The sequence below is a fragment of the Pseudoalteromonas sp. SWXJ133 genome, assembly GCF_015864365.1.
Taxonomy (GTDB): domain Bacteria; phylum Pseudomonadota; class Gammaproteobacteria; order Enterobacterales; family Alteromonadaceae; genus Pseudoalteromonas; species Pseudoalteromonas arctica.
On record NZ_JADYXJ010000006.1, the window covers coordinates 31,348 to 52,721 of the forward strand.

15 protein-coding genes are annotated in these 21,374 nt (G+C 38.5%); 7 read left to right on the forward strand and 8 right to left on the reverse strand.

What is annotated here, in order from left to right; genetic code table 11:
- The first annotated feature begins 82 nt into the window (after window positions 1-82).
- Window positions 83-1,057: a DNA topoisomerase IB gene (locus tag I6F40_RS06100; RefSeq protein ID WP_165741000.1), complete on the forward strand. Its 975-nt coding sequence runs from the start codon at window positions 83-85 to the stop codon at window positions 1,055-1,057.
- 48 nt (window positions 1,058-1,105) lie between these two features.
- Here the strand turns inward: I6F40_RS06100 and pelG are convergent, their stop codons facing one another.
- The 7 genes from pelG to I6F40_RS06135 are packed head-to-tail and all read right to left on the reverse strand — an operon-like array spanning window position 1,106 to window position 12,768.
- On the reverse strand, window positions 1,106-2,470 hold the full coding sequence (pelG, locus tag I6F40_RS06105) for an exopolysaccharide Pel transporter PelG (protein ID WP_007584803.1): 1,365 nt from the start codon (window positions 2,468-2,470) through the stop codon (window positions 1,106-1,108).
- Window positions 2,458-3,975 (reverse strand): GT4 family glycosyltransferase PelF, encoded by a 1,518-nt coding sequence (pelF, locus tag I6F40_RS06110; protein WP_197192653.1) that lies wholly within the window; start codon window positions 3,973-3,975, stop codon window positions 2,458-2,460. Before pelF ends, pelG begins: the two co-directional genes overlap by 13 nt.
- Window positions 3,968-4,951, reverse strand: coding sequence for a HEAT repeat domain-containing protein (locus tag I6F40_RS06115; protein WP_007584805.1), 984 nt, complete (start codon window positions 4,949-4,951; stop codon window positions 3,968-3,970). Before I6F40_RS06115 ends, pelF begins: the two co-directional genes overlap by 8 nt.
- A complete protein-coding gene (locus tag I6F40_RS19845) occupies window positions 4,948-6,246 on the reverse strand; it encodes a PelD GGDEF domain-containing protein (RefSeq protein WP_197192654.1) in 1,299 nt (432 codons plus the stop codon). The genes I6F40_RS06115 and I6F40_RS19845 overlap by 4 nt, the downstream gene beginning before the upstream one ends.
- Window positions 6,243-6,758: a hypothetical protein gene (locus tag I6F40_RS06125; RefSeq protein ID WP_007584808.1), complete on the reverse strand. Its 516-nt coding sequence runs from the start codon at window positions 6,756-6,758 to the stop codon at window positions 6,243-6,245. Before I6F40_RS06125 ends, I6F40_RS19845 begins: the two co-directional genes overlap by 4 nt.
- A gap of 14 nt (window positions 6,759-6,772) precedes the next feature.
- Window positions 6,773-10,060 carry a tetratricopeptide repeat protein gene (locus tag I6F40_RS06130; RefSeq protein WP_197192655.1) on the reverse strand — a complete coding sequence of 1,096 codons (3,288 nt, stop codon included), beginning with the start codon at window positions 10,058-10,060 and terminating at the stop codon, window positions 6,773-6,775.
- Entirely contained in the window at window positions 10,060-12,768 is a 2,709-nt protein-coding gene (locus tag I6F40_RS06135) for an endo alpha-1,4 polygalactosaminidase (RefSeq protein ID WP_197192656.1), read from the reverse strand. The genes I6F40_RS06130 and I6F40_RS06135 overlap by 1 nt, the downstream gene beginning before the upstream one ends.
- A gap of 509 nt (window positions 12,769-13,277) precedes the next feature.
- Here I6F40_RS06135 and I6F40_RS06140 point away from each other — a divergent pair.
- The 6 genes from I6F40_RS06140 (at window position 13,278) to I6F40_RS06165 (ending at window position 20,639) form a co-directional block, all read left to right on the forward strand.
- Entirely contained in the window at window positions 13,278-14,945 is a 1,668-nt protein-coding gene (locus tag I6F40_RS06140) for a methyl-accepting chemotaxis protein (RefSeq protein WP_197192657.1), read from the forward strand.
- A gap of 120 nt (window positions 14,946-15,065) precedes the next feature.
- The gene (locus I6F40_RS06145) at window positions 15,066-15,599 is read left to right on the forward strand and encodes a MarR family winged helix-turn-helix transcriptional regulator (protein WP_231609312.1); all 534 of its coding nucleotides are present in this window, start codon (window positions 15,066-15,068) and stop codon (window positions 15,597-15,599) included.
- Window positions 15,600-15,716: 117 nt separating this feature from the next.
- Complete coding sequence (locus tag I6F40_RS06150) at window positions 15,717-16,466, forward strand: RIO1 family regulatory kinase/ATPase domain-containing protein (protein ID WP_197192658.1); 750 nt, start codon at window positions 15,717-15,719, stop codon at window positions 16,464-16,466.
- Between the two features lie 313 nt (window positions 16,467-16,779).
- Entirely contained in the window at window positions 16,780-18,132 is a 1,353-nt protein-coding gene (locus I6F40_RS06155; RefSeq protein WP_007584828.1) for a magnesium transporter, read from the forward strand.
- Window positions 18,133-18,154: 22 nt separating this feature from the next.
- Entirely contained in the window at window positions 18,155-19,216 is a 1,062-nt protein-coding gene (locus tag I6F40_RS06160) for a DUF21 domain-containing protein (protein ID WP_166377829.1), read from the forward strand.
- Window positions 19,217-19,313: 97 nt separating this feature from the next.
- On the forward strand, window positions 19,314-20,639 hold the full coding sequence (locus tag I6F40_RS06165; protein ID WP_197192659.1) for an IS4 family transposase: 1,326 nt from the start codon (window positions 19,314-19,316) through the stop codon (window positions 20,637-20,639).
- A 52-nt stretch (window positions 20,640-20,691) separates the two neighbouring features.
- Here the strand turns inward: I6F40_RS06165 and I6F40_RS06170 are convergent, their stop codons facing one another.
- Window positions 20,692-21,297, reverse strand: a complete 606-nt coding sequence (locus I6F40_RS06170; protein WP_166378562.1) for a TIGR04211 family SH3 domain-containing protein — start codon at window positions 21,295-21,297, stop codon at window positions 20,692-20,694.
- Window positions 21,298-21,374 lie beyond the last annotated feature (77 nt).

Consider the following 21,374-nt stretch of genomic DNA (forward strand, 5'->3'; position numbering starts at 1 on the left):
TTTTAAAGTGGTACATTCTATGCTTTGAAATATAAGCTTAAGCGAGTTAACAATATCTCTTTTAAATGCTTGAGGAGGAATGATGGAATTGATTTACGTTGATGATAGTTTGCCCGGAATTACCCGAAAGAAAAAAAACAAACATTGGCAGTATTTTGACCCAATAGGAAAAATAATTAAAGAGAAGGCCGTTATTGAGCGCTTAAATTCACTCGCGTTCCCGCCTGCTTATAAAAGTGTATGGTTTTGCCCTGAAGAAAATGGGCATATTTTAGCAACAGGTTACGACAGTAAAGGACGAAAGCAGTACCGATATCATCCATTATTTACACAACAACAAGATGCTAAAAAGTATCAAGCTTGTAGTGTGTTTGGACATAAGCTGCCGTTACTTAGGGCTCAATTAAAGGAAGCATTGCAAGGTGATGAGCTCGATTATGAACGTACTTTAGCAGCCATTGTTAGATTAATGGATTTAGGTGCTTTACGGGTGGGGAATGAACGTAATGTAAAACAAAATAAAAGTTTTGGTGCGACAACCCTAAGATCAAGGCATGCAAAATTAACAGGAAAAAATATTAGATTAAAATACCGTGCAAAGTCAGGCAAAGAAAGGGAAGTAAATATAACGGATAAAGCATTGAGTAGTGTTATTAAGGAGCTTCAGGACTTACCCGGGCAACACTTGTTTCAATATATAGAAGAGGGGGAGCGCTCTAACGTTACCTCTACTGAAATCAATCAGTATATTCAAAATATAATGGGTGAAGAATTTAGCGCAAAACACTTTAGAACATGGCGAGCAAGTGTGATTGCTTTTAAAGAAGTGTATGAAGCAAAAGGCGCTATTACATTAAAAAAAATGCTTGATGAAGTGTCTTCAAAGCTTGGGAATACGCCAACAATAGCGCGTAATTCTTATATTCATCCTGATGTTATTGAGCTTTGTAAGAAAAATGAATCAGAACAAACTCATTGGCGCGACAATTTTAAATTACCCCGTAAAACAAAGTATCTTAGTCGGTTTGAGCGCGGTTTATTAGAGTTTTTAACGTAACGATAAAGGCTGTAGCTTACAGCCTTTATGCTAAGTTTTTATATTATGCTATTGCAGCATAAACGTTTCGTATTCTAAATCTTCAAATTGTTTTGAAAGCCAAAATAATCCTACTACCGAGGTAATAATGGTTGCTAATGCAAAGCCATAGCCATAAAACTGCGGTCCAAAAGCAATTGATAACAAAGTTAAAACAACGTTTATTACCAAAAATAACCCCGCTAAAAATAGCACTGTTGAGCGTTTATCTAAATAAAACAAAATATTTAAAATAGATAAAAATATAACTTGTACGCCTACACCTACTACATCAATAAATAAAAGCGTTTTATAGTTTGGATCAATGCCAATAAAGGTAAGTATTTGCTCACCCCATAATAATAAGCAGGCAACGGTAATACCCTGAATTTTAAATATATCGTATAAACCGGCACGCGCAGTTTGGATCATACTGTCTTTTAATATGTAGATCTCTTCAAGAGATGAGCCACCACGAATAGCGGTGTAAAAACGGTCGTACTCTTCTACAAAGTCTGTTTCCATTTTTACTAAAAATACCGCCATACCGGGGATAATAGACAAATAAGCCAAAAATATAGGTAAGTCATAAATTGGGCTGGCTCTTAATGTACCAATAATTTGAATTGATGTGCTTGGAGAATACCAAAAAATGATTTTATCAGCCCATACACCAATGTTATAAAACAGACCACAAAAGAATAGGCTGTAATACACTTTTTTATTGCTTAAAAAGTCAAAGCTTATAAGTTTTTCACCTGGGTAGCGGCGAATAATCATAAATAAAAAGCTAAAAAAGAGCAGTGCTTCGCCTGCAAAAAACGCAAAAAATAAGCCGTCTAGCTGCCAGTCTCTTAATAAATATGCAAGCAATACCATAAAGGCGTAACCACTTAGCATAGTTATTAAAATTAACCGGTACTCTTTCATACCTGATAGAAAAATAGCGCCAAGCCACTGATTACATAAGCTTACAAAGGCACCTAAAATTATAATCTTAGTAACAACGGGTATAGGGAGCATAGGCCATACAGCTAAGCCCACCAATAACGCAGCTATTGTTGTTACAAGTTGCGCACCAAGTAAATTAGGGAGTACTTTTGCCTCTTCTTTTTGAAAAAACAAATCGGCAATAAACCGAGTTAGTAATAACTGCAAGCCACCCGTTAAAATAAGTGAGGCTGCCATCATGTAGGTAACAAGCGTTAAAAACTGAATAATAAGTACTTTAGGTAATACAATTCCTAAACTTAAAATACCAATTAGCATTAACGCTACAATAGAGAGCAGCCAGGGGCCTGAGCCTATTAACCCTGCGTAGCCGTATGCTTCAAAAACTGAGAGCAGGGTATTTTTTTTGAGAATTTTTCGTATCTCAAAACCTATTCCGGCCATGCCATTGTATCCTTATAAAGTTTATCGTAACGGGCAAACATGTGGCTCTCGTCATAAAATTTTTGTACGCGGTCTAAACCACTTTTTTGATACTCAAGCCAAGCTTGCTCATTTGTTAGCATATTTGATATTTGTTGTGCTGTTTCGCTAGGTGAAGCAATTGAGACAACTTCACCAGCTTTACCTAATGCTTTATCTTCATCGGTGCCGCCTTCGATTATTTCGCGGCACGAGCCAACATCACTAGCAAGTACAGGCACACCGGCCGCCATTGCTTCTAAAAGCACTAAAGGCTGCGCTTCGGAAATCGAGGTTAAAGCAACAATTCCGAGCTTAGGTAAAATTTTGGTAATATCTTGCATACCTAAAAACTTAACACTGTTTTGTAAATCAAGGCTGCCTACAAGTAGTTCACACTCTTTGTAATATTGCGGATCTTCTTCATAAGGGCCGATGATCCAGCCTTCTATCTCTGGTAATATCGATTGCGCTTCTTTAATCGCACGTATAAAGGTTTTAATATCTTTTATAGGCACTACACGTCCAATTAATCCAACAACCGGTGGTATCTGTTTTGGACGCTGCTCAAGCGCTTCAATAAAGCGCACTGTTTTAATACCATTAGGTACAACAAATGCTTTTTCAGGCGCTGCACCATCTTTTATTTGGCGCTGTCTGTTACCATCGTATAGCGAAATGATCTTATCTGCTTCTTGGTATGTTGTTCGGCCTATTTGCTCAAAAAAGCTGATCCACATTCGGCGAATAAAGCCCATCTCGGTATTTAAGTTTTTACCTAGGCTTTGTTCAGACTCTTTGATCCAACTGGCTTGAATAAGATCTATTTTTCTCTCTTTGGTGTAAATACCATGCTCGGTCAACAAAAAGGGAGTATCGCTTATTACACTGGCACCAGATCCTAAAATACCAGCATACCCGGTAGATATTGAGTGAATAAGTTTAACTTTTGGAAGTCCACGTGCAATTTCGGCTATTTTAAATAGCGGTTTATATAAATTGCGGTATGACCAAAAAAAGTCAATAAAAGAGGATTCATCACAAAAAGTTGAATAGTAATTAGTGAGCACTTGCCACGATGATTCACTATATAAAAAGTCGGCTTCGTTAATACCGTCTTTTTTAGCCAAAGTTTCAAATGCAAATTTTAACAATTCAGTCGGGATAGGCTCGTTACAATCTCTAAAATAATTTTGTAGTTGTTGCCAGAAATCAAAGAGCTCTTTTTTATATTTAACCCCATGCTTGGCTTTTATTTCAGAAGTGTCATTTTCCACTAAATAATGAACATGCAGCTTGGTAACGTTTTCAGGTAAAGTATATTGAATCTCGCCATAATGCTCTGGTGCTCCACCTATAAAAACAAGCTCAAAGTTATAATGAGGTAACCCTTCAATTATTTGATGAACCCAACTAGATACACCACCACGTACGTAAGGGTAGGTACCTTCCAAAAGCAGTAAAATGTCTGCATCTTTATTACTCATGCCAATACTCCTGCAAATGACGTAATTCACTGCCTTTAGGTTGTTCTGGGAGTTCTTTTAAGTAGCGTTTACAGTCGTCAAACTTGTTCATACAAAAGGCAACTTCGGCTTTATAAGGGAGAACATGACGCCTTGCCATACCAAATTCAGTTGCTTTGAGTAAGTACTCATGGGCTATTTCGTATTTGTCTAAGGCTAAAGATATTCGGCCTAAAAATATAAAGGTTGCAGGTGTTTTTACGTGCTCAATACTTTGCTCTGCAAGTGCTTCTGCCTTTTCTAAAACGTATTTACGCAGTGCACCTTGGGCTAAGCCTAAGTAGCTTAGTTCCCAATACAGTTCGGCTAGCTGTTTTTGTAAATGGCTCAATTTGGGCTGCTTAGTCGTAACGGCTATTTCTTGCTGATACAAACTGATTTTTTCGTTGAGTTTGGTTTCTTTACCATCAAGGGTTGAGTAGGCGAGTAGTCGAATATCATCTTCTAAATCTTTAAGTGCTAGCTTTAAAATAGGAATAGCTTGTGAGTCACTCATGTGACGAGCTGCCATTACAGCACTTAAACGTTTATTTGGTTCACTCGCGTGCTTCAAAATTGCTTTAAGTCCGCCAATAGAATAGGTCGGGTTTGCTGATATTGCTCTGGCTTCAAAAGGAAGCTCAGGTATTTTATGCTCTTCTATTTCTATCTCGTCGTTTTTGAGAGGTTTACAAAGAGCAAACGTAAGCGCTACTACAACACCTATAATTCCAAGTACTGGTAATGTAAACAATAATAAAAACATGAGTAGCAAAGAGCTATAAGGAGTCGTTTTGTATTTTTTAGGTATAAAAACATAACTAACAATAGCAAAAAGGATGCTAGCAATAGCATGCAATAATATAGCTAAAAACCAATTAGGTGTTTCCAGTACTTCTATTAGTGCAAAGTACTGGCAAATACACCCTAAAATAGCCGCTACAATAATTATAATCATGAAAGTGAAACCAATCTCTTTATGTCATCTGAGCTTATTGGTAGTGCAAGTTGTTGCTCAATAACAATATCAAGCTCAGCTAAAGTGCTACCAGTGCGCTCTTTACACCAAGTGTTCATTCGGGCAATAAAGCCTGCTTTTTCAAGTTCATCAGCTAATGGCATTAATAGCAGTAATACCTGATTTTGATTATCATACAAATAAATGTCTAAACCACGGCGTGCTTCACTTAAATAACTCATAAGTTGAGTCGATTTATCAGTAATATTATTGGCTTTTATTTTTAGCAGCTGCGATGGAATGTTGTATCGTTTAGCTTCTTTATTCGCGCGTTTAACTTGGCGAATAAAGTATGGAGACTCTTCATAAGTCATTACTGGGTTTGTTATTTCATGGCGCAGTAGGTCGCCAATATGCCCAGCCATAACAGCAAGTAGTGTAAGAGTGGTATTTTTAAGCGCAAAAAATTGTACTCTTTCAACTAAAATAGCGCCATAAATTGTATTATTTACGTCGATAAGTGGGATTGCCATATGGTATTTACTTATACCTAACGCAGTTTTTGCGTCTTTTACTGATACTAATTCTTTTTCTTCAATCATCGCTAATATAAGAGGATCATTTTCAGCTATTTGACCCATTTGGCCAATAGAGGCAAGTGGTGGCTCTAAAACAGTGTCTTTTTCAACTTTATATAAACCCGCTCTTTCTAATAAACCATATTCAACGAATAGGTCGATTATTTTTTGCGCTGCGCTATCAAGCCTTCTTTCTTTTAATAGCCCGATAGAGGTTCTTACTGCTTGTAGCGATTCACGCAAACTTAACGTATGGCCAGCAAGCATTTGCTCTATTCTATCGTGAGATGAATTAATTAAGTGATACTGACGAGTAAATGTTTCAAGGCGATCGGTTACGTACTCAAGCTGAATACTTTGTTGTTGATTAGTACGTTCCCACACATCCCTAAATTCGCCAGTGATCATAATTACAATAATGTAGCCAATCATGGCGTTAATATTGAAGTCGCTTTGTGGTGATAAAATATTTGCTTGAAGTAAAAAAAGTTGACCAACAAGCAAACATAAAATACTAATAAAGCCTTTTGAAAAGCCATAACGTAGAGAAACTAAAAGTGGGCCAAGTACAGGCCACGAAAACCCTCCCTCAGTCCAAAATGGGTCCTCTGCGTTAAATAATACAGGCAGCCCTAAAGCAAGCGCGGTAAATATAAATACCTCAGCCCATATTTGTAGCTCAGGAACGTCTCTTGGTCTAAGGAAATGTGTTTTCACTCACTAACCTCTATATAAGAAATTAAATCGGCAATCACATCTTGTGCTGTTGCTGCAATGCTATCGCGGCCCCAACCACTTTTAGCAATAGTACCCGTCCAAATCGGCGTTGTTTGTCCATTTTCAGTAAGTGATAATGTAAGTGCAACAACGGGTTCGCCGTCAAGCCCAGCTTTGTAGCGCCACTCTTCAATGCTGCCTGTTAGTACATAGTCAGCTTGTTGAGTGCTTAACCACTGCATAGCATTGTCTAAACGGTATTGATCGTCCAGTGGTGGAAGCTCTTTGGTGTTTACACGAGGTGCGCGTATAAGAGTTGGTAATTTATTTTGTTGCCAAATACTGGCTAAAATATCTTCAGCACGCTCACCAGCAAGCGGTGTTTGAGCATGATTAACAAGTGGCATTAATGCCACAATTTTTGAAGGGCTAAGCTCTACATCATCAGCAACTCTGCTGGTGGTACATGCTGATAATAGTAATACCAAACACGGTATAATTAAACGAAACATACTCTCTCCTAACATTAAAAATGTACGTAATAACCTAATTGTAATTGTGTATCTGAGTTACCCACTTTATTACTACTTTGGTAACCCAGCTGTAATTTAAATAAATCATCGCCCAGTACAGACCAACCAGCGCCACTTGAAACTGATACATCTACTGTATCGTTAAGTGTTTGATAGCCAGTACTTATATCAAATAACCATGAAGGGCTTGCGCCTAAATAAGGCGGCTCCAACGAACCTGTTGAAGCAAATGAGGTCCCTAGTGCAAAACGTCTAAATGGTTGAAGGTCAACTCTTAGCGGTCTTCTACTTGCATCTGTATTTATTAATGCATTAACACGTTCAAAGTCTTGCCATTGCGCACTAAAATAAGCGTTCCAAATTGGGCGGTCTTTTAAAATGCTGTACTGATAACGTGCGTTATATTCTTGGCCATTAATGAGTGAGCTACCATCGTCTCTTCGAGAAAAAGACATCGCTGCTGCTGAAAGCTGCACATTTTGTCTGTTATCAATGTTGTAGTTAACATAGGCCGTGGCTTTATCTAGCTGAGCATAGCTAAGTAGCGCTTCTGATTGGCGGTTTTCAACATTATATTCAAGCTTTAAACCTACCTGTGTACGCGAATCCCATTGATAACGAGAGTCCAAGCTAAAACCTTGACGGCTAACTAAGCTGCCTTGGTGAGAATCTATTTTTGCATCAAAATACCAACGACCAAATGTCATCTTATCTTCTATCGCGAACAGTAATCCGTTGTTATCAAGATTTTGCTGATTACTTAAACTTAATTTCCATTGCCCATTAGCATAAGGAAAATAAACGTTTACATCATACTGGCTACTGTTTAAACCAGCCTCTGGCGATAGGTTTATTTCAAGCGCTCTAAAATAGGATGCGCGTGCATTTCTGAGTAAACTCAATTGCGATTCATTTGCCTCGCCAGTGAGTTCTTCGTACCAACGTTGCATGGTGGCATAGGGTTGTTTTAAATAGAGTAGGGCGTTTAGCTCATCTAATTTGCTTAGTGAACCTTCAGCTATAAGCTGTTTCGCTTTATTAAATTCGCCGTTGGTCATATAAAGTTGTAGTTTTTGCCATGGCTCTAATTTTTGTGCGGCCTTGCGCGCTAACCACCAGTTTGTTTGGGGCTCACCAATAGTGTCGGGGGCAAGTTCTTCCATTGTGTTTAATTGCATTAAATGAGGAACAGCCATCGCGCCCGCCCAGCGGAACATTAAGCCTCTGTATGCATATTTATCTTTAGGTAAGTGTTGCAGTAAATAGTGATTAAGTTCAGCAGCATTTGCATAATAACCAAGTTGCTTCATTACATCGGCTAAGTTAACCAGTGTTGTTAAGTCACTTGGATCTGCAATGGCTAATTTACGCAAATAAAAGTAAGCACTATTATATGATTTTTCGTGAATAGATAAGCTTGCTAATAGCTGGGTCCACGCATAGGAAGGATCACTTTGTGAATAGCGAGCTAAAATGCGGCTAATCATCACAGTGTCGTGCATTTGCAGTGCTAACCAACCTTGTGCAAGCACAACATCAGGGTTGTATTCGCTTAATTTAGCGGCGCGGTTAAGCGTTGTGTAAGCATAATTTAAATCACTTTGGTTTTGATACCAATTTGAAAGAATTAACCAAGCAGGGTAGAGGGCTTTATTATAGCGCTGCTTATCAAGTTCAGCATGAATGCGTGCAACTGATTTAGCATCATTTACTTGGGTGCTCAGCAATGCAATTTGAATCAATTGACGGTCAGTTTGCGACTCGCTTTTCCATAAATAATCAAGAAGCTCTTGAGGTTTACCTTCAAACTTTAATTGTTGGTAATGCAGCATGTCGCCTACGCTTAAAGGGCTTATTTTTTGTAACTGTTCAAGTGCATATAATTCTTGAACTTTGTCTTGGACTCGCATTGCCATGTCCACATGGGCACTCCAAAACTCATCATCAGAACTTTCTTGCTTGCTTTTTAGTACTTGCAGAGCTGTAGCAAAGTCATCTTCTAGCCAAAATGCGCGGGCAATCCAAAGTAAGTCTTCTTCATTTTTAGGCCCTTTATATGTAGGCCACAAGACCCTTAAGGCTTTTAAATTACCAGTATCGTGAAGTACTTTTGCTTTCCAATATTGTGATAATGCACTTTTACCATTTATTTGCTCAAAGCGTTCAATATTATTTAACTCTTGCTTTGTGTTACCAATAAATTCGTTAGCTTGCATCCAATTAGCAAACCCATTGCCTTTCAGACTTCTGTTTTGAGCTTTATATTCGTATATATCATTAGCATCTTGGTATAAATATAAAGCGGTGGCATCGTTAATACTGTCGGTAAGCATCGCAGGAGTTACGGATCTGTTAGACATTAGCCATTTAAATTCTTGAAGCGCTTCTTTAGGCTTGTTTTGCCAGCGTTTTATCTTCCAATTTAGTAAGTGTAGTTCTTTATCATTTGGGCTTTGTTGTAATAATTTGGCGAGTAATTGCTCTGCCCCTTTTGCATTTCCATTTGCTAAACGCAGGTGCATGGCTTTTGTTAAGTAGTCGGTGTTATTTGGCTCAGCTTTTAATAAGCTTTCAATGGCTTGAGCTGCAACTTCTGTATTGCCAGCTAAGTTAGCTAAATAAAGGGTGCGTTTAACATCGGCTTTGTCACCATAGGTTTTCCACCATGCATAAGCTTGAATCGGGTTATTTGCGCCCAGTGCAGTCTCAATCGCTTTAGCTGCAATGTCAGCATTTATATTTGTTTTATAAATTGCGAGAGCTTTGCCAGGTTCGCCTGCGCTTAACCAGTAATCAGCTGCCAGTAGTGGTTGTTTATTTTTTTGATAATACTGAGCAACTTTTGCGTTTAACCCAACTGATTTTGCAATAGTTAGTATTTGTTCGTCCCAATTCTTATGGACACCTATTTTTAAAGATAGCTCTTCAAAGCGGTCGTCAATATTAGCCCCGCTTGCTAGCCATAATGAGTAAAGCAGCTTTATTTCAAGCGTCGCTTTGCGCTCACCTCTAGGTAGTTTTTCAAGTTCGTTAGTAGCTTGTGAATACTCACTAAGCCCTATATGTAGCTCAACCAATTTTGCGCGTAGCTTTTCGTTGTCGGGCTCTGTGTTGAGCGCTGCATTAAGGTACGATTTTTCAAAGGTATAATCTTGTGAAAGTTCATCATCTTCAAAAAATAAGGTGTGAGGAAATAATGCATAAAGTGCAAAACAACTTACAGCTAATATTGTTAATATTGTTTTTACAGAAATTAACTGAGGGCGCTTTTTAGCATTCATTATCGAGCGACTCCATTGCAGTTAAGATAACCATAAAATTGACCCTTTGGCAGATTAAAGTGTGTCACATTAGCGCGTGTTACACCTTTAAAGTGCTCACCCAAATTAGATACAAATTCGCAAGAGCGTGCATTCATTAAATCAAGTGAAGCGGGCACCCACGCTTTAAAACTAACAGGTCCGTTAACTTGCCAGTTATTAATAACAACATTTGCAGACGCTAAATAAGGTTTTTTACTATTTTGGCTGTGATCAAAGCTAAGGCGAGCTATGTTATTTATAATATGTATGTAGTCACCTTTTTCAGTTACACCCGATACACCTTCACTTTGAGCTATGTTTGGCACATCAAAATCGGTAGGTATTCGCAGAGTACGAATGTATTTTGAGCTAAATAACCATTCATTATTATTGTTTTTTGCAAGTGCAGAAAAGTAAAAATCTTTTGCTACTTTTGCATAATGGCTTAAGTGCACAGGTGTATTTGGTCTTGCTAAAACATAATCTATGTTGTGTTTAAGAGCGTCTAAACCCGCAAGAACTTCGCCTGAGTAAAAGTGATAATAAATAGTGTAAGGCTTTAACCTATATGGTTTTTCTGTTATTTCGAATGTTTCAGTTAAGCGTCTAAAGCCGTAATAAGGGCCATGCCATAGGTTTGTGTAAACATTTTCATTTAATATGGGGGCATAAATTTGATACAGCAAATCGCGCTCAGGTCGGCCAATAGGTGATATATGTGTAAGGCTAGGATTATCGGCATTTACATCAGTGTTACCACCGTTGACATTTAACACGCCTGCATCACGAGCAAGTTCAAGTGCTTTAGGACCGGGTGTTGCATCACCAGACCAAAGTATCATCACTGTTTTTTTATTTTTAGGTGTGAGCTTTTCATCAATGTACTTTATTGAATCTGTAATTTCTTTTTTAAGGCTGATAGTGTTGTAGCCAGGTACATCTAGATGAAAACCGTAATCGGTGTCATCCTCATCTATTTTTTTTCGCCCAGACAGTGCTGTCCAAAAATAGGGGTGACTATAAGTATGCGAAGCAACTTCTACGTAAGGTAGGTTAAAAATACTACGTGCAATGCCTTCAAGTTTGGCACTTTGTTTAGAGTGAATACCGCCTTCTTCAATGTCTGCTTGGATCACAGATGACGTCAAAGGCAGTTTATAGCGTTTAATTATTTCATCTCGAATCACTTCCGCTGAATAAGGCTTACCTTCGTAATGTGCAACACTTGTAAATCCATCTCCATCTATATGCAGCGTAAGCATTCGCCTGCCACTTTCGGTGGTTGTATCAGGCACTAATATAGGCGGTAGTCCCATAGCCTGAGTTAGTAGTGTACGTGGATCAATAACCCATTTACTGCCTTCCATCGGAAATGTATCAATTAGCCAAGGAGCAACTACGACTGCACCATATTTAGTTTTAGCTGCTTGTACAACTATTGTGTTATCAGCTGATTTTATTGTAATTAGAGGGGTGGCATCAGCAGCTAATTTAAGCATGTATGGTTTAACAATTGGAGGAGGCGTTGTTGCTTCGCCTTTAAGCCAAGGTATAAAGTTATCTAATTTATAAGGGCCTTCAGTTGGCGTGTTTAATGATTCGATGCCCAAGTTTGAAAGTAGCTTGGTTGTTTGTGGTAATTCGCCCAAAATAAGCTCTGGCACAACACCTAAATTAGCTTCAAGCCAATTGGTAAGCGTTGGCGTGTAAAACGCGTCACTTGATGTCCATGAGATAATACCTGCATGTAAGCTAGAGTCAACCAAAGGTAAATCTCGCTTTGCCATATCTATGTAATCAGGTATATACCCTAAATACTCAATCATAGTTGCAAGTTTTAAATGTACTGTAGTGTAAATGAGTGGTTTTACATTGCTGTTATAAGGGATCAAAATGCGCCTAGGCACTGGTGTAATTGATGATGTTCCCCATGTTTGTAGGTGACCATCGGTTACCCATGGATTAAAACCTGCGTCTATAATATTTTGCGCCATAGCTAGGCGATTATCGGGTTTTGCATAATCAATAACTTGGACGTTGAGGCCTAAGTCTTTTGCTGTTTTTAATTGTGCGCTTAGCCAATCTTGGTCGTTTTTGTTGGTCAGCTTATAGCTATTGTCGGTTGGATTAAAGTGGCTATACAAACCCTCAGCAACTAAGTCTTTGGCTAAATTAGAGAGTTTAGGCAATAATTCAAAGCCCCGGTTGAGGATAAGGTGCTTATCAAAAGTCTCAGATAGTGAGCTTATTATGGTGACTAACCCAGCTTGTTGATCGGGTTTACTGTGTGTAGTATCTAATAGCTGATAGCTATCAAGGGTATCTAAAAATAAGCCGCTAAAGCCACGTGCTTTTAATGCCGCAGCGCTGTTTGCAATATATTGTTGCCAATGTGCAGATGTTAAATCCGCAATGTGGCTATTCCAGTTGGGGTTTATGCTAAGTGATGACTCACTTTGATTAAACGACTCACCAACACTTAAATAAGCATAAACGGCGATATTACGCTGTTTAAACCAATTAAGTTCGTGCTCGGTGACGAGTTCGGGCTGGACTACCACGCGGGAATAAAAAGTCATTTCGGCTAAAGGCATAGGGGATGAATAGTAAAATGCAATACTATTATTCACAGGCGCTGCAGATACATGAGCAGATACTAAAAGTGCAAGGTATAAAATATATTTCATTAATAATTCATTTTTATTAGATTATAACTGTGACTCAAAGTGATGTGTTCCGATTTAATTCTAGCTGTTAATAACTAGAGATGCATAGTTGTTACGTGTTAACGGGAGGTTTTGTGCGCGAATTGTCAACGTGAACTTAAAACCCATACTAACACGGGCGATGCGCTGACTCATTATAATATAAGTTAACCAACCATTTATATACGTAATCAAATTAAATTCAGATTAATAAAAAACTAAATACTTTAAAATCAACTCCAAAAGGAGGGGAGTTCATACATTAATTAAGACGAAGGTCTCAGTTTTTTTAGTGTCAAAATACCTCTCTTATAGCTATAATATTCGTTAATTAGCCATAATCTGAATTTGGCTCCGCCCATTTTGTTTACATTTAAGTATTAATTAAATAATGTAAACAATCGTAATTTAATTTCTAGCGAATTAACCTAAAAATAAATTATTTTGTCGGTTTTTAGCTATTGTTGCTATATACATACCTCGGAGAAATAATGAGTAATTTAAGCTTAAAGAACAAACTGTTGTTATTAGCTATTTTGCCACTAATATTACTTTTGGTTAGTTTGATGTTGAGTTCTTATTATTTAGAAAATAAAAATCAGCAACAAAACTTTGATTCATTTCAAACTAAGCTAATTCGTGACAAACAAACGCTATTGAGCACTGAAGTAGAGATTGCAAGCAAAATTGTTCGCTATCAATTAGCAAATGGCTCTGAGCAGGATGCTAAAAATGCCCTGAGAGACTTAACGTTTGGACAGGGCGGTTACTTTTTCATATACGACACAAATGGCATTAGTGTTTTTCATGCATTATTAGGTGATGCTATTGAAGGACAAAATAAAATAGGGATGACTGACCCTAATGGTAAAAAAATAATAGTTGGCTTATTAGATCAAGCTAGAAAAGGCGGCGGTGCTTTTAACTATCATTTTCAAAAACCAAATACTACAGGCCTAGTTGAAAAAATGGGCTATGCAGTAATGATACCGGGCACAAACTGGATGATTGGTACTGGCGCATATATGGATGATATAGACGCAGAACTACTTAAATATGAAACTACAATGCAAAAGCATATGAATGAAAAGGTAATGACTCTATTATTAATTGCTTTATTTTGGGTTGTTTTAACAATTATATGTGCGTTGATTGCTGCAAATACAATGGTAAAACCAATACAACGTATGGCGCAAAGCCTCGATGATATTGCTAAAGGTGAGGGCGATTTAACTAAGCGTTTAGACGTTGATACTAATGATGAAATAGGCCAACTTGGCGAAGCATTCAATATGTTTGTAAGTAAGCTTCACGGTATAATTGCCAATGTGGTTGATGTAACACACGATGTGAAAACAGCCTCTAGTGATATAAATACACAGACACGATTGATTGAAGATAAGTTACTTAATCACAATCATGAAACAGACCTTGTTGCGACGGCTATTACCGAAATGTCGGCTACTTCTCATGAGGTGGCTCAAAATACGAATCAAGTGGCAGAGTCAACCCAAGCGGCAACGCAAGAAGTTGCTAAAGCTCAAGAGTGTGTTGATATTTCACTCAGTGAGGTGTCTAACCTAATGGGCGAGATAAACCTAGCCGCAGAACAAGTTGATTCACTCAGTGATCAATCTAAAAAGATTAATAGTGTACTAAGCGTAATTGGTGGAATTGCCGAGCAAACAAATTTACTTGCACTTAATGCTGCAATAGAAGCTGCACGAGCGGGTGAGCAAGGGCGAGGGTTTGCTGTTGTTGCTGATGAGGTAAGAAGCTTGGCAAGTCGTACTCAAGTTAGCACATTAGAGATTAGTGAAATGTTGAGTGAGCTGCATAATTTAGTATCGGATGCTGTAGCCGCAATGCAAGCGAGTCAAAATAGTTGTAATCGCTCAGTAGAATCGTCTCGTGCTATTTCAGAAAGTTTAGGTGCGGTAACAACCTCAGTTAGATCAATTAACGACATGAGTACGCAAATTGCGACAGCGGCGCTGGAGCAAAGTAGCGTTACAGAGGAAATAAACCGTAATGTATTTGCCATTCAAGAAATCGTTAATGAACTAACTATTTCAAGCAAAACTACCTCTTCGGTAGGCCAGCATTTGGCTGCGCGTGGTGAAAACTTAGGACAACTCGTTGGCCAGTTTAAAATTTAACAAAGTTTAAAGCTTTACAGTAAAAGCCGCTAATAGCGGCTTTATTTTTGTGGCTTAGTTTTAGCTGCTTAGTTTTTATAAAAATTATTGAATTTTTTGTATGTGTTAAGGTCTATCAGCATGCAAATATACCTATACAGTGGAATAACCATGCAAAACATGCAATCAATTAAACGTTGTACTCGAGAAGAGTTAGCGCCAGAGAAAGACTTGGGGCGTTTAGTGTCTTTTTTACGCTCGAGATTAGCCATTCATGTTGATGCCAAGTTACTTCCTATGGACTTAACTTCAGCGCAATATATTGTGGTAGTACTACTTGCGAGAGAGTCGGTTAATACGCTTGCAGGACTTTGCGAGTATATGGTTTATGATCGTGGAGCTATGAGTCGCTTACTAAACCGACTGGAAGAAAAAGGACTCATTATTAAAACGCAATGTGAGCTTGATAAACGCTCAACTATTTTGTGTTTAAGTGAAAAAGGTAAAGCTCTTTGTCCAGAAATTATGCCTGTAGTAAACGAAGTCTATGCTCAAGCATTAAATGGTTTTTCAGAACCAGAAAAAAATCAAATAATAGACTTACTATTTAAAGCTATAAATAACCTAGATACATTACCCGGAATTGCCCCCACAAATAGATTATCAATAAAATAGCGATACTGTTTCAACAGAAAGTTGGCGTGCTAATTAGTTGATCTGATTGTGCGTAGAATCTAACTTTGATAATATAGTTGCCTAGGCAATCAAGGTTATCATCTTGTTAGGTTTGTTATGATTGAAAATAATTTGTTAGTACAATTACAGCAGCAATATCCAGAACATACTTTTATGCAACATCACTTAAGTGTTGTTCATAAGGGGCGTTTTGCTAATGCGATTGTGTATCGATATAAAGATAGTGAATTTGATTTAATTGTTAAAGATTTTAGCCAAAGCCCATGGCTTATTCGCAAAACGTTTGCTCGTATGTCGGTGAATCAAGAATATAAAGGATTGAGCCGTTTAGCTGAGCTTGATGCAGTCGCGAACCGCTTTTGTAGACTATCGCCGATAGCCGTAGCTTATAACTATATTGAAGGCACGCCACTGCGTGCTTTAATTCATGAAGATAAAACACTACCAGTAAGCTTTTTTAGCGAGCTTGAGCGTCAAGTAGCAAAAATGCATCGTAAAGGCATCGTGCATTTAGACTTGCGTAATATGGGTAACATTTTATGTGGCGCAGACGGTAAACCTTATTTTATTGATTTTCAGTCAACTATTAGCTTTTCACGTTTTCCGCGCTGGTTGCAACGCTTTATGCGAGGATCTGACATGTCAGGTGTATATAAAGCATGGAATAAATTGGGCGAGCAACCTCTGCCTCAAAAAAAGCAAGACTATTTAGAGCGCTTTAATCACGTGCGTAAACGCTGGATTTTTAAAGGTTACCCAATACAGCGTGGCTATGCGTGGGGCGCTGCACTTATTACTCAATTTGTAGATTCTGACTTAGTACGAAATATTACCGATAGACTTTAATTTAAAGCACAAACCGTAATTTAAAAACACCTAATTCATTGTGTGATTTTGCCCATATTAGCCTGGCTAATATGGGATTTTTTTTATTATAAGTAATCCCTTTGGTTTGCTTACTTGTCGTTTAATCCCTTAAAAATAATTCCTTTTACTGTTTTTTTAATTTTTTAAAATAAATATTAGTACTGCATTTAGTTTGCCCATACAATGCGCAAAAATAGCCTGCGCATGCTTAATAAGTTCACGTTTTTTCTGCAATTTTTTATTGTTCAAGTAAACTGTGAGTAATGTACGCTTTTAAATTTAAGGTTTTAAGATGATTGAGTATCCGGTAGACCAACTTCCACAACTCATAAATGATTTACTGCAATGCGATACAACAGAACGTAAAAATAAATTATTAGCAGATGCGCAGTTAACGCTTTCTACAGAGCACCTGTCATTACTTTTTGAGGCAATACCAAAAGAACAACGACTTGAAATTTGGCAGTTACTTGACGAAGACACGCAACACGAAATTTTTGTTAATTTAAGTGAAGACAGCTGCCTGTGGTTACTGCAAACACTAGAAGACACCGAGGCTTTTAAGCTTCTTGATGAAGTTAATGTAGAAGAGTTACTGGAACTTGAAGAAGTTATACCAGAGCGATTTGTTGAGTATGCAAAAAAGCAACTCGATGAAGCGCAAACCAAACAATATGATTTAGCGCAGCAATACCCGCCAGAACAACTTGGTCACTGGTTAGGTTTTGACTTTTTAAAAGTATCAGAGAAGCTAACTGCCGGTGGCGCTAAAAAATTGCTACATAAAGGTTTACCGCAATACAGTGAGGTTATTTATTTAGTAAGCCGTAAGGGCAGCTTAATAGGTGAGGTTGCGGTAAATGATTTAATAAAAGCCAGCGACACCGATAACTTAATGACATTGGCAAATCATGACTTTTCATCGCTCCATGCTGATGATGATTTATATGAAGCGGCAGAAGTGGTGATCCACAGTGAAAAAATGGCATTGCCAGTGGTAAATGCTGATAATAAATTACTTGGGCGATTAACCATTGCCTCAGCCTATGAATTACGTCAAGAAATTGCTGATGAAGCTGCCGCTAAAGCCGGTGGTTTACGTGAAGACGAAGATCTGTTCGCAAGTGTGCGAAAAAGTGCTAAAAACCGTGGTATATGGTTAGGTATTAACTTAGCTACTGCCTTTTTAGCGTCCTGGTTCATCGGTTTATTTGGCGCAACTATAGAACAGGTTGTAGCACTAGCTGTATTAATGCCAGTGGTTGCTTCTATGGGCGGGATCGCAGGTAGTCAAACATTAACCGTTATTGTGCGTGGTTTAGCGCTCGGACAGGTTACAGATTCAAACCGCAATGCGTTACTTAAAAAAGAGCTACGTGTTGGCGCTGTAAATGGCTTGGTATGGGCGTTTGTAATAGGTCTGCTTACCTTCTTATGGTTTAACGATTTAATGCTCAGTATTACGATTACGGTAGCCATATTATTGAATTTAGTCGCTGCGTCACTAGCGGGTGTTGTTATTCCGTCTATTTTAGACAAAATGAAAATTGATCCTGCGTTATCTGGCTCGGTAATTTTAACTACCGTTACCGATATTGTTGGGTTTGTTACCTTTTTAGGTTTAGGCAGTTTATTGCTTTTATAGGCATTTTTAACAGGAAAATACAATGACCTTTGAAGTCATGATTTGGTGTGCAATTGCTTTGTGTATTTCACAATCAGCAATATTTTCGGGCTTAAACTTAGCGTTTTTTTCACTAAGTAGGCTTCAGCTCGAAATGGAAAGTGCAAAAGGGAACGAGGCGGCCATAAAAGTGATGGCCCTTCGAAACGACTCTAACTTTTTATTATCGACTATTTTGTGGGGCAACGTAGGTATTAACGTACTACTTACACTACTTTCTGATTCGGTATTAATGGGCGCAAGTTCGTTTTTATTCTCAACTATCGCAATTACTATTATTGGTGAAATAACACCGCAGGCTTATTTTTCGCGTAATGCGCTAAAAATGGCGAGCCTACTTTCGCCGTTAATTAAGTTTTATCAGATTCTGTTTTATATAGTTGCTAAGCCAACGGCCTTAATTCTCGATGCATGGTTAGGTAAAGAGGGGATTACGTACTTTGCTGAAAGTGAGCTCAGAGGTATTATTCGCAAACATATAGAAGCAGAAGAGGCTGATGTTCAGCACGTTGAGGGAATAGGCGCGCTTAACTTTTTTAGCTTAGATGAAATAAGCGTAACCAAAGAGGGTGAGGTAATTGATCCAGACTCTATTATTGCTTTGCCTACTAAGCTTGATTTGCCTATTTTCCCAGACCTTACATTAACGACTGATAATGAGTTTTTACGAAAACTACATAAGTCAGGTTATAACTGGGTGATCATTACCAATGAAGACGGTTGGCCTTTATTAGTGGTAGATGCTGACGGCTTTTTACGTTCAGCCTTGTTTGAACCAGATACGTTCGACCCTTATCATTATTGTCACAGACCTATTATTGTTGCTGATGAAGCGATGCGCCTGAGTGAAGTTATTTTAAAAATACGGGCTAGTCATTCTTTAGATAAATCGTTTGATGGGGCCATTGATCACGACGTGGTGTTAGTGTGGAGTGATGTGAAGCGCATTATTACTGGCGCTGATATATTTGGTCGGTTACTCAAAGGTATGAGTGCACCAAAAATCGAACTGCATGAAAATACAGAGAATAAAAAGCCGCTATAAAGCTAACACCGATCAGTTAAGGTATTTTTGATCGGTTGACCGATCTTTTGGTTGCTTCACAATACCCTTATCATCTTTTGATTATGAGGGTATTTTTATGCTTAGTCATTGGTTACTTGATACAGATATATTCGCCACTCCTGACTCTTTATCTACATTTCAGAAACATATCCCTCTTGAGTGGATTTCTAATGTGCTCGAGCAGACCGATAAAGCAAGTATTTGCAAACGTAAGTTACCTGCTGAGCTTGTCGTCTGGCTTATCATTGCAATGGGTCTTTTTCGCGACCGCTCTATTAGTGACGTTGTTGAGAAGTTAGATTTAACACTCACTGATACCCTGGGCGATACGGTTGCTCCAAGTGCTATTCCTCAAGCGAGACAGCGCCTGAGTAGCGACCCCCTCCAAGCCTTATTTCACCTATGTGCAGCCCATTGGACACAAGAAGAAGATGCTGATGATACGTGGTATGGACTCCGGTTATTTTCTGTCGATGGAACGCAATTTCGTGCACCTGATACACCTGCTCTTGCTGAGCACTTTCACTATATTAAGCACAGTAAAAACCGTCATACAGAATATCCTATTGTACGCCTATGCGCCTTAAGCTCCTTGCGTAGCCGGTTGATACACCACGTTGCCTTCGGGCCCAGTTATCAAGGTGAGGTGAACTACGCAAAGCAGTTATTTAGTCATGTAAGTGATAACAGTCTAACTATTTTTGACCGATGTTATCTCAGCGCTGAGCTACTGATTAATTGGCGCAAGCAACACCCACAGTCGCACTGGATGGTCCCGATTAAAAGCAACACGCAATACACCGTCATTGAATCTTACTCTGAGCATGACTTCAAAGTAGAGATGAGTGTATCTGCGCATGCCAGAAAACAAGACCCTTCGCTTCCTGAGTGCTGGCAGGCCAGACTGGTTCTTTATCCTGAGCCAATGGGGCCTGGAAAAATAAAAGGTCTGCTGTGCTCTTTGGATGATAAACAGGCTTTTGGTGCACAGGCCATTCTTGATGTCTATTTCGAGCGCTGGGAAATTGAAAATAGCTATGGAGAAATAAAACACCAGATGCTTGAGGATAGTATTCTTTTGCGTAGTCAGACTGTAGATGGAGTCAATCAAGAGCTATGGGGTATATTGCTAGCCTACAATTTAATTCGAGTAGAGATAAGTCGAATAGCCAAAGAGGCTAAAGTCTCCCCGCTGAGAATTAGTTTTGTCATGGCTTTGCGGGATATACAGGATGAAATACTCTGGTGTGCCATCGCTTCGCCAGGTTCAATTCCAAAGAAATTAAGGGCAATGCGAGAACGAGTGAAACGTTATATTCTTCCAGAAAAAAGAAAACGGCCCAAAAGTAGGACCGTTCGAATTTCAAAAACTCGGTACACCATTAAGTCAAAACATGCTTAACTGAATGGTGTTAGCTATAAAGCGGCTTTTTTGTATTCAATAGAAAGGAGGGTTATGCCCAACCTTCGTAGCGCTTACGACGCGACAACACTATCGTTAATATAATACCTAAAAACAGGCCTAAAAACGCAATAGCACCACCGTAAGTAAGTAGCTGACGTTTCTCTTTTGAGCTAGCAGCTTCCTTTTGGGTGCGCTCTTGTTCTAGCGTCGTTTTAAGCTTAGTAATTTGGGCCGATAACTGCAGGTTTTGATCAGTTAAAGTTTGGTTTTGCTCTTGTAACTGCGGAAGTTCTATTTGAGCTTGGCGCAGGTTTTCTTGCATAGTGCTCATTTCGCTACTTAGTGTTTTGTACTGTTGGTGTAAGCCAGCCGTTTTGGTAACAAACTTAGTTTCTATCCAACCTTCGCGGTCTTTATCATCTTTAATTTTTATAAAGCCGTTTTCTTCAGCAGATAACAAGGTTAACTTTGTTCCAGCATCTACAGAGCCGAGTAGTCGATAGTCTTTACTCGCACCAGAGCGCATAAAAGTATATAAATTATCGATAATATAAGCGGTGTTTGCATTAGTTGAATTTGCAGGTTTTGCTTCTTCTGCATAACTCATAAATGTGGTGGCTGTTAAAAGTAGCCCTAATAAACAATGTTTTAGCATTTATCTACCTTGTTGATCTAACTGCGTCCGTTATGGACGTGATTTTCATTTCACATAAGTAGTTAGATAGTATGGAT